Annotated in this window: 9 protein-coding genes; 5 read left to right on the forward strand and 4 right to left on the reverse strand. The window is 75.2% G+C overall.

Annotated elements, in window-relative coordinates; translation table 11 throughout:
• The 3 genes from NJ376_RS27105 to NJ376_RS27115 all read right to left on the reverse strand — a co-directional run.
• Positions 1–405: BatA domain-containing protein (locus tag NJ376_RS27105; protein ID WP_252956480.1), on the reverse strand; the 405-nt coding region annotated here is incomplete at its 3' end.
• An 88-nt stretch (positions 406–493) separates the two neighbouring features.
• Complete coding sequence (locus NJ376_RS27110; RefSeq protein WP_252956481.1) at positions 494–1,372, reverse strand: DUF58 domain-containing protein; 879 nt, start codon at positions 1,370–1,372, stop codon at positions 494–496.
• 21 nt (positions 1,373–1,393) lie between these two features.
• The gene (locus NJ376_RS27115; protein ID WP_252956482.1) at positions 1,394–2,410 is read right to left on the reverse strand and encodes an AAA family ATPase; all 1,017 of its coding nucleotides are present in this window, start codon (positions 2,408–2,410) and stop codon (positions 1,394–1,396) included.
• A 215-nt stretch (positions 2,411–2,625) separates the two neighbouring features.
• On the opposite strand from NJ376_RS27115, the gene NJ376_RS27120 reads away from it, so the two are divergent.
• The 4 genes from NJ376_RS27120 to NJ376_RS27135 all read left to right on the forward strand — a co-directional run bounded on the left by NJ376_RS27120 (position 2,626) and on the right by NJ376_RS27135 (position 5,900).
• A complete protein-coding gene (locus tag NJ376_RS27120; RefSeq protein WP_252956483.1) occupies positions 2,626–3,234 on the forward strand; it encodes a DUF1285 domain-containing protein in 609 nt (202 codons plus the stop codon).
• A gap of 228 nt (positions 3,235–3,462) precedes the next feature.
• Positions 3,463–4,044: a CoA pyrophosphatase gene (locus NJ376_RS27125; protein WP_252956484.1), complete on the forward strand. Its 582-nt coding sequence runs from the start codon at positions 3,463–3,465 to the stop codon at positions 4,042–4,044.
• 375 nt (positions 4,045–4,419) lie between these two features.
• Positions 4,420–4,665, forward strand: coding sequence for a hypothetical protein (locus NJ376_RS27130; RefSeq protein ID WP_252956485.1), 246 nt, complete (start codon positions 4,420–4,422; stop codon positions 4,663–4,665).
• On the forward strand, positions 4,662–5,900 hold the full coding sequence (locus tag NJ376_RS27135) for a CCA tRNA nucleotidyltransferase (RefSeq protein ID WP_252956486.1): 1,239 nt from the start codon (positions 4,662–4,664) through the stop codon (positions 5,898–5,900). Before NJ376_RS27130 ends, NJ376_RS27135 begins: the two co-directional genes overlap by 4 nt.
• 94 nt (positions 5,901–5,994) lie before the next feature.
• Here NJ376_RS27135 and NJ376_RS27140 read toward each other — a convergent pair whose 3' ends face one another.
• Positions 5,995–8,592, reverse strand: coding sequence for an ATP-binding protein (locus NJ376_RS27140; RefSeq protein WP_252956487.1), 2,598 nt, complete (start codon positions 8,590–8,592; stop codon positions 5,995–5,997).
• 287 nt (positions 8,593–8,879) lie between these two features.
• Here NJ376_RS27140 and NJ376_RS28930 point away from each other — a divergent pair.
• Positions 8,880–9,263, forward strand: a 384-nt coding sequence (locus NJ376_RS28930) for an ABC transporter substrate-binding protein (RefSeq protein WP_305880027.1), incomplete at its 3' end; no start/stop codon positions are given.

A 9,263-nucleotide genomic window follows, 5' to 3' on the forward strand; every position in this document is an offset into this window, starting at 1 on the left:
GGTGGCGAGCAGGGCGGCCCGCCGCCCTTCCCGCCCCGCGCGGTCCAGCGCGGCGCCGGCCAGCGCCATGCGGGCCGGCCAATCGGCGGCCGAGGCCCAGCCATCCTCCACCACCAGCAGCAGCGTCCCCTCCCCGCCCGCCGCGCCGCCGGGGCCGAGCACCGGGCGGGCAAGGCCGAGGATGACCAGCCCCGCCGCCACCAGCCGCAGCAGCAACAGCCACCAGGGCGTGCGCGCCGGGGTTTCCTCCACCACCGGCAGATCCCGCAGCAGGCGCAGCGCCGGGAAGCCCAGGCGGCGCGGCGCCGGCGGGGTGACGCGCAGCAGCCACCACAGCACCGGCAGGGCCGGCAGGGCCAGCAGCAGCCAGGGAGCAGCGAAGGCGATGGGGCCGAGGGTCAGCATCCGCACCAATTACCAGCAAGCCATGGGCCAAAGGCGTGACGGCTCGGCAAGGCAGCACACGTCATGCTGGGTATCATCGGCATGGCTGCTACTCTGGCGCGAGCGCCTGCCACAATGCCAGCAGAGCCGCCTGGGGCGGCTGATCGACATGGTGGCTGAGGAATCCCCAGCCGGCGGCGGCGGCGATGGCGGCGATGCCCTCCCGGTGCCGGCGCAGCCTTTCCTGGTAGATCGGCCTCGCTTCCTCCACCCGCGGCACCAGCACCGTCTCGCCCGCCTTGCCCCAGGCGAACAGGACGCGGCCGGCATAGGCACGGTTGCCATCGCCGAGCGTGGTTTCCTCCGGATCCAGCACCTGGACGATCTGGCCGCGCACCGGCCAGGCGGCCAGGGCGGTGATGGCGGCGTGGATCTCCTCGAGCGGCGCCATGAAATCGCCGATCAGCACGGCACGCGCATGGCGCGGCAGATCCGGGTCCGGCGCCGGCACGGCACGGGATTTGGCGATGGCGGAGAGGCTCTCCACCAGCGGCGCCAGCCCGGCACGGCCGGCATGGGCGCCGCCCGGCCCGCCGATCAACCGCACCCGCTCGCCCCCGCGCAGCGCCAGCGCGGCCAGGGCCGCCAGCAGCAGCTCGGCCCGCTCCCGCTTGGTCGGCCGCGCGGGCGAGAAGCGCCATTCCATGGAGCGGGAGGCATCGGACCAGAGGGCGATGGTCTGCGCCGCCTCCCATTCCGTCTCGCGGATGAAGAGCCGGTCCGATTTGGCGCTCTGCCGCCAGTCGATCCGGCCGGTGGCGTCGCCCTGCAGGAAGGGGCGGAATTGCCAGAAGGCGTCGCCCGGCCCGGCCCGGCGCCGGCCATGCACGCCCTGCAGCACCGTCTGCGCCACCCGTTCCGCCGCCAGCACCAGGGGGGGCAGGGTGGCGGCCAGGGCCTCGGCGTGAAGGGCGGCGCTACCGGCCATCGGGGGGCCTTCGGCCGGAGCTCACGCCAGCTCCCCCGTCATTGCCTCGATCACCTCGGCCAGTCGCACCCCTTCCGCCCGGGCGGAGAAATTCAGCGCCATGCGGTGCCGCAGCACCGGCTCGGCCAGGGCCAGCACATCCTCCACCGACGGGGCGAGGCGGCCATCCATGACGGCGCGCGCCCGGGTCGCCAGCATCAGCGCCTGCGCCGCCCGCGGACCCGGGCCCCAGGCCAGGTGCTTGCGCACCGCCTCCATCGGGGAGCTGTCGGGCCGCGCGCCCCGCACCAGCTTCAGGATGGCGTCCAGCACCGCCTCCCCCACCGGCAGGCGGCGGATCAGCGCCTGGGCGGCCACCAGCTCCGGCCCGGTCATCGCCTGGACCGGGCGGGCCTCCCGCGCGCCGGTCGTCGCCAGCAGCATGGCGCGCTCGGCCGCCTCGTCCGGATAGCGCACCTCCACCTCCAGCAGGAAGCGGTCGAGCTGGGCTTCCGGCAACGGGTAGGTGCCCTCCTGCTCGATCGGGTTCTGGGTGGCGAGCACATGGAAGGGCGCCGGCAGCGGATGCACCACGCCGGCCACCGCCACCCGGTGCTCCTGCATCGCCTGCAGCAGGGCGGATTGGGTGCGCGGGCTGGCGCGGTTGATCTCGTCCGCCATGAGAAGCTGGCAGAAGACCGGGCCGGGCAGGAAGCGGAAGGCGCGCTTGCCCGCCTCGCTCTCCTCCAGCACCTCGGAGCCGATGATGTCCGCCGGCATCAGGTCCGGGGTGAACTGCACCCGCTTGGCGTCCAGCCCCAGCACGGCGCCCAGCGTCTCCACCAGCTTGGTCTTGCCGAGGCCGGGAACGCCCACCAGCAGCGCATGCCCGCCGGAGAGCAGGGTGATGAGGGTCTGCTCCACCACCTCCTGCTGGCCGAAGATGACCTTGCCGATCGCCTCCCGCACCCGGGCCAGGCGATCGCCCAGCGCCTCGGCCTCGGCGAGCAGGGTTGCGGGGTCGCTGCTGCTTGTTGCGGTTTCGGCCACTTCAATCATCCCAGTCTTGCTCCCTATATGGGGGCGAGTTCCCTGGAGGCGATGGCTCCGCAGCGGCCTCCGGGCAGAAAGGCTTTTGGGCAGTAACCCTTGGTCAACCATCGGCGCGGCAGTAGGCACCAGATATTGGACAGGGTGACGCTTCCCCCGAACCCTATGGACGGACAGCCTATGGCGGCGCAGGGCATGAACAAAGCGGTGAATGGGAGGGCGTCGTGAGGCAGTTGCTGGACCGCCAGGCGATGCAAGCTGAGGAATGTAGCCGTGGCAGCCTGCCCGCGCGACGGGGCGGCCCCCGCCCGAGGCCCGAGCCGCGGGAGTTCGACATCCGGATCGACCGCCGCGGCACCTGGTACTACCAGGGCAGCCCGATCAACCGGAAGGAGCTGGTCTGCCTCTTCGCCAGCGTGCTGCGCCGGGAGGAAGATGGCAGCTACTGGCTGGAAACGCCGGTGGAGCGCGGGCGGATCGAGGTGGAGGACGCCCCCTTCCTCGCCGTCGAGATGTGGTGGCGACACTGTGATTGCGGCGACGGAAGCGCCCCGAAGCAGTGCCTGACCTTCCGCACCAACCTGGACGAGATCGTGACGGCCAATGCCGAGCACCCGATCCGTGTCCATCTCTGCCCGGTGACGCGGGAGCCGCAGCCCTATGTGACCATCCGCCCGGGGCTGGAGGCGAAGCTCAGCCGCGCCGTGTTCTACGAGCTGGTGGCGCTCGGCCAGACCGAGATGGTGGACGGGCGGGAGATGCTCGGCGTCTGGTCCGAGGGCGTGTTCTTCCCCATCGACGAGGTCGCCGGCCTGGACCAGGCGGCGGAGTAGTTTCCCACGATGTCGCTGCGCGCCATCGCGGGGGCCCCGAGAGTTGCTCCGTAAAATGGCTCCTCGCACAGCCCGCCGCGGCGAAGCCGCGTCGGGCAACAGGCGGGCCGGTTCGGCAGGGGCGCTTGGTGATTGGCCGCTACCGGTTCCGAGATCGGAAGCCCGGGCGCGGCCGGGGCTGACCTTCCCAGGTTCCGCCGCGGGGCATTCTGCTTTAAGCCGGGGGGCGTGACGCCCGCCGAGATCGCCGCCCGCTTCGCCGCGGCGCCGCCGCCCCCCGCGCCCGCCGAGACGCCGCATGTGCGCGCCGCCGTGCTGGTGCCCATCGTCACCCACCCGGCCCCCAGCATCCTGCTGACGCTGCGCGCCGCGCGGATGAACGCCCATGCCGGCCAGGTGAGCTTCCCCGGTGGCCGGATGGAGCCGGGCGAGACGCCGGAAGCCACCGCCCTGCGGGAGGCGGCGGAGGAGGTCGGCCTCGACCCCCGCCTGCCGGAGCTGCTGGGGCGGCTGCCGGACCAGGTGACCGGCACCGGCTTCCACATCACCCCGGTCGTCGCCCTGGTGCCGCCGCCCCTGCAACTGACCCCCTCCCCGGCCGAGGTGGAGGAGCCCTTCGAGCTGCCGCTCGCCGTGGTGCTGGACCCCGGCGCGCCGGAACGCCACCGGCGGGAGGTGGCGGGCGGCACCCGCGAATTCTGGGTCTGGCCGCATGAGCGCCACTACATCTGGGGCGCCACGGCGGCGATCTTGGTGAACCTCGCCAGGCTCCTGCGCGGGGAGCCAGCGGACCCGCACCCGCCGCGCTGAGCGGGGCGGTCGCCGCCCGCAATCCGTTGCCCTGCCGCGTCGCCCGTGGGTTGCGCCGGGCCGGGCCACGGTATTCGGCCCGAACGTCTCCCGCGGCCGCGCCCGCACGTTCAGCACCCGCCTCCGGCGGCTCGATGGTCAAGGCCTGCTCGGGAGCGAGGCCGCCCCTCGGCGCCAGCGCCGCGCGGGCCGCGAACGGCGCTGGCGGAGCCTCACCCGCACCCCCGCCGCCAGCCCCGGTAGCGGTCCGGCGCGGGGCCGGAGCCGCCCGGCACCACAGGCCGCCAGCAACCGGTTCGCACCACCCGCGGTTTTCCAGCCCGCCCTTCCGGCGCAAGCTGTCCCGGCGGGCGATATCGCCTATGTAACCCCGGAATGCCCTATCTCTTCGAGATCCTGCTCTTCCTCACGCCCTTCGCGCTCTTCTTCGCGTGGCGTCGCCTGGCCCCCTCCCTGGCGCCGCGGCCGGCGATGCTGTGGCTGACGCTGGCCGGGCTCGGCTGCGCCATGGTGGGGCTCGCCTGGTACGGCTTCTCCCTCCGCAGCCAGCCGCATGAGGCCTACCGCCCGGCCGAGCTCGGCCCGGATGGCAGGGTGATCCAGGGCCGGAGCGCAAGATGAGCCAGGATCCGCCGCGCCGCCGCATCCCGCCGCCCGGCTTCCTCGCCGCCGGCGCGCCGGCGGCGGTGCTGGCGGCCCTGCCCGGCGCCCGCGCGGTAGGCGGCGCGGTGCGGGACACCCTGGCCGGCCGCCCCATCCAGGATGTGGACGTCGCCGTGCCCCTGCCGCCGGAGGCGGCGGCGGCCCGGCTGCGCGCCGCCGGGCTGAAGGTGTTCGAGACCGGCCTCGCCCACGGCACCCTGACCGCCGTGCTGGACGGCCAGCCGGTGGAGGTGACCAGCCTGCGCCGGGATGTCCTGACCGATGGCCGCCATGCGGAGGTCGCCTGGAGCACGGATTGGCGGGAGGATGCGGCGCGGCGGGACTTCACCATCAACGCCATGTCGCTTTCCGCCGCCGGGGAGCTGTGGGACTATTTCGGCGGCGCCGAGGATCTGGCCGCCGGCAAGGTGCGCTTCGTGGGCGACCCGGCGACGCGGCTGGCCGAGGATTACCTGCGCGCGCTGCGCTTCTTCCGCTTCCAGGCCCGCTACGGGCACGGCGCGCCGGATGCGGCGGCGGTGGCGGCGATCCGCGCCGCGGTGCCGGGCCTCGCCCGGCTCTCGGCGGAGCGGGTCTGGATGGAGCTGAAGCGGCTGCTGGCGGCGCCCGCGCCGGGGGCGGCGCTGGCGCTGATGGCGGAGACCGGGGTGCTGACCAGCCCGCATGTGCTGGGCGAGGGCATCGATCTCGCGCGGCTCGGGCGGCTGCTGGCGCTCGGCGCGCCGCTGCGGCTGATGCTGCGGCTGGCGGCGCTGGCGCCGACGGGCAAGGCCGGCTGGGCGGCGGCGCTGGCCACCCGGCTCAAATTCTCCGCCGAGGAGCGCCTGGCCCTGCTGCGCCGCGCCGGGGACCTGCCCCCGCCACCGCCGGCGCTGGAGGGAAAGGCGCTGCGCCGCTGGCTGTTCCGCGCGGCAGGCGAGGGCCGGCCCGACCCGACGCTGGCGGAGGACCTTGCCTGGCTGGCCGAGGCAACGGATGGCGTGGAGCGCGGCGCCCTCCGCGCCCGCCTCGCCGCCACGCCCGTCCCGGTCTTTCCGCTGCAGGGCCGCGATGCGCTGGCCCTCGGCATGCCGCCCGGCGCGGCGATGGGCCGGGCGCTGCAGGCGGTGCGCGCCTGGTGGCTGGAGGGCGGCTGCACCGCCGACCACGCCGCCTGCCTGGAGGAGCTGCGCCGGCACGCCGGACCCGCCTGACCGGCCGCTGCCCTGCCGCGGCAGGCCGTGCGAAGCGCCAGGCGTCAAGCGCCTCCCGGGGCCCCCGCGAAGGCGCGCAGCGACTTCGTGGGGATCAGGCTGCTATCTCCCCCGCCATGTCGGCATCGGGCAGGCGCAACCGGAAGACGGTGCCGCCGCCCTCCCGCTTCTCGGCCCAGATCCGCCCGCCATGCGCCTCCACGATGGTGCGGCAGAGCGCCAGGCCGATGCCGAGCCCGCCCGCCGCCTTGGTGGAGACGAAGGGCTCGAACAGCCGCCCGGCCACCGCGGGGGCCAGGCCCGGCCCGGTATCCGCCACGGCGAATTCCACCCCGCCCTGGCACAGCCGCCGCCCGCTCAGCACCACCAGCCGCTCGGCACTGCCGACCGCCGCCTCCACCGCCTCCACCGCATTGCGGATGAGGTTGGCCAGCACCTGCTGCAACTGCACCTGGTCCGCCAGCACCTGGCCCGCCTCGGCGGGCGGCTCCACCGCCAGCACCACCCCGCCGCCCGGCCGCAGCGCCGGCAGGGCCTCCCGCGCCGCCGCCGCCGCCTCCTCCAGCACCGTCGCCACCGGCAGCAGCACCAGCTCGGTCTCCGCCCGGCCGACGAAATCCCGCAGCCGGCGGACGATGGCGCCCAGCCGCCGGGTCTGCCCGAGGGCGGCGCGCACCGCATCCCGCGCCGGCCCCGGCTGCTCCTGCTCCAGCAGCAGGGCGGCGGCGGCGGCGTAGTTGGACATGGCGCTGAGCGGCTGGTTCAGCTCATGCGCCAGCCCCGCCGCCATGGCGCCCAGCGCGCCGAGCCGGGAGGCGCGCATCGCCTCCGCCTGGGCGGCCCGCAGCCGCGCCTCCGCCGCCCGCCTCTCGGTCACGTCGCGGCAGAGCAGCAGCACCATCCGCCCCTGCGGCAGGGCCAGCGGCACCCCGGAGACCGCCACCTGCAGGCAGGCGCCGCCCGGCGCCAGCATCCCGGCCTCCCAGCCCGCCGTGGCGCCGGCCAGCACCGCCGCCCAATGCGCCGCCCAGGCGGTGCGGTCCGGCAGGGCGATGCGCGGCAGCAGCTCCGCCCCCTCCAGCGCCGCCGCGCTCTCCGCCCCCAGCAGGCGCAGCCCGGCCGGGTTCACGTCGCGCAGCCTGCCATCGGCCGACAGCAGCATCACCGCATCCGGCACCGCATCCAGCACGGCGCGCAGCCGGGCCTCGCTGGCCGCCAGCGCGGCCCGGCTCCGCTTCGCCTCGGTCAGGTCGATGACGAAGCCATGCGCCTCCCCGCTCGCCGGATCAGGGGGCAGGAAGAGGTGCAGCACCGGCACCTCCCGCCCATCGCCGCCGCGGTAGCTGGCCTCCACCGGGCCGGGGCCGGGCGGCGGCGCGGCGGGCAGGGCCGCCTCCCCGGCGCCCAGGCCCAGCATGGCCCGGAAGGCGGCGTTGGCGGTGAGGATGCGGCCCGCCCCGTCCACCCGGATGATGCCGACCGGCGCCGCCTCCAGCAGCAGGTCGCGATCGGCCAGATCCGCCCGCTTGCGCCGCAGCCTTTCCCCAATCAGCGCGGCCTCGCGGCTGGTCGGGCGGCGGCCGTCACCCCCCTGCTCCGCCAGCGCCTCCAGCGGCCGGGCCAGCAGGGTGGCGCAGCCCCAGCCCAGCGCCGCGCCCAGCAGCGCGACGCCGAGGCCCCAGGCGAAGATCCGGTTGCGCAGGGCGAGCGCCGGGGCGAAGGCGGCCGCCTGATCCCGCCGCACCATCACCACCCAGCCGAGATCGACCCCAATGCGGGACCGGCTCCAGGCCCAGGCGGTGAGGTAGGGTTGGACCGGCCCGCCCGGCGCCGCGCGCCAGCCCTGCACCACAGCGCCTGTGCCCGGCGGCGGCTGCGCCAGCCCCGGCACCAGCTCCGCCAGGCCGAGGCCGGCCCAGGGCGGGGCGGTGGCGGAGGGTGCCAGCAGCACCCGGCCATCCTTCGCCAGCAGCACCATCTCCGCCCCCGGCTGCAGGCGCTCCAGCAGCGCTGCCGAGTCCTGGCCCAGCGCCCCCACCCAGTTCCAGTCGAGATGCGCGGCGAGGACGCCGAGCCGTCTGCCATCCGCCGCCGTCACCGGCACCGCGATGTCGAGCAGCCGGGGCGGCTCCCCATCGGCCCGGCGCAGCAGCAGCGCGTCGTGCACGTCGCCGAGGAAGGCACCCTGCAGGCCCCGCCGGAAATACTCCCGCTCCGCCACCAGCGCACCCTCCAGCCGGCCGTCGCTGGTGGCGAGGATGCGGCCCGCCGGGTCGATGAAGAGCAGGATCGTATAGGCCGGGGTGCGCCCCGCCAGACTGTGCAGCAGGGTGCGGCGCTCTTCCGCCGTCGCCGTGGCGGAGCGCATGTCCGGCTGGGCGGCGAGGAATTCCATCTCCTGGACCCGCTGCTGCAGGGCCATGGCCAAGCGCCCGGCGATGCCGCGCCCGGCGGCGGCGAGGGCGCTGCCGGCCTCCTGCCGCAGCGCCACCCCGGCATCGCGTTCCGCCAGCAGGGCAGCGCCACCGGCGGCGAGGAAGGCGAGCACCCCGAAGGCGACAGCCAGCACCACCCGTAGCCGCAGCAGGGACTCCCGCCGGGGCCCGGCCTGCGGCCAACCGGGGCGGTTTGCGGGGTCCCGCGCGGCGTCCGTCTGCGGCAGGGCGGCGGGGGCGAGGCGGACGTTCGACATGCTTCTTGATGCTGGTCGCCGGTGGCGGGGGGCCCGCTGCCGGCGATGCGAGTGTTCGTTCCCCGAAGCAAATCAGAAGCCCGCCCCGGATGGCCAGGATTTTCGAACAGGCATCCAGGGGCAGAGGCGTCCTGCCCATTTTCCACCCTGATCCGCCGCCAAAGCCGGCATCCCTACCGCCATCCCGGGCCCGAATGCCGGCAAGGGCGTCACCAGGGGCGCCGCTCGCGCCTTGCACGCGCCTTGCATCGCCCCAGCCCCAGAACGGAATCGGGAGCTGAACGACCATGGGTTTCCTCCACCGCGCCGGGGGCCTCGCCCTCGCCGCGCTGCTCGCCGCCCTGCCGGCGGCCGGGCAGGCGCAGCAGAAGGTGCTGCGCATCGCCATGACGGCGGCCGATGTGCCGACCACCACCGGGATGCCGAACAACGGCTTCGAGGGCGTGCGCTTCCTCGGCTATCCGGTCTTCGAGGGGCTGGTGCTCTGGGACCTCTCCCGCGCCGACCGGCCGGCGCCGCTCCGCCCCGGCCTCGCCGAGCGCTGGGAGCAGGCGCCGGACGACCCGAAGACCTGGATCTTCCACCTCCGCCGCGGGGTGAAATTCCATGACGGCACGGCGTTCAACGCCGATGCCGTGATCTGGAACCTCGACCGCTTCTTCAGGACGGAC

It is taken from the genome of Siccirubricoccus soli (genome assembly GCF_024178315.1).
Classification (GTDB): Bacteria; Pseudomonadota; Alphaproteobacteria; order Acetobacterales; family Acetobacteraceae; genus Siccirubricoccus; species Siccirubricoccus soli.

What these genes read in the sequence shown, in the direction of transcription:
- NJ376_RS27110 (WP_252956481.1), bottom strand. Translation starts at nt 1,372, where the DNA reads ATGGCCGGTAGCGCCGCCCTTCACGCCGAGGCCCTGGCCGCCACCCTG.
- NJ376_RS27135 (WP_252956486.1), top strand. Translation starts at nt 4,662, where the DNA reads ATGAGCCAGGATCCGCCGCGCCGCCGCATCCCGCCGCCCGGCTTCCTC.
- NJ376_RS27115 (WP_252956482.1), bottom strand. Translation starts at nt 2,410, where the DNA reads ATGATTGAAGTGGCCGAAACCGCAACAAGCAGCAGCGACCCCGCAACC.
- NJ376_RS27140 (WP_252956487.1), bottom strand. Translation starts at nt 8,592, where the DNA reads ATGTCGAACGTCCGCCTCGCCCCCGCCGCCCTGCCGCAGACGGACGCC.
- NJ376_RS27130 (WP_252956485.1), top strand. Translation starts at nt 4,420, where the DNA reads ATGCCCTATCTCTTCGAGATCCTGCTCTTCCTCACGCCCTTCGCGCTC.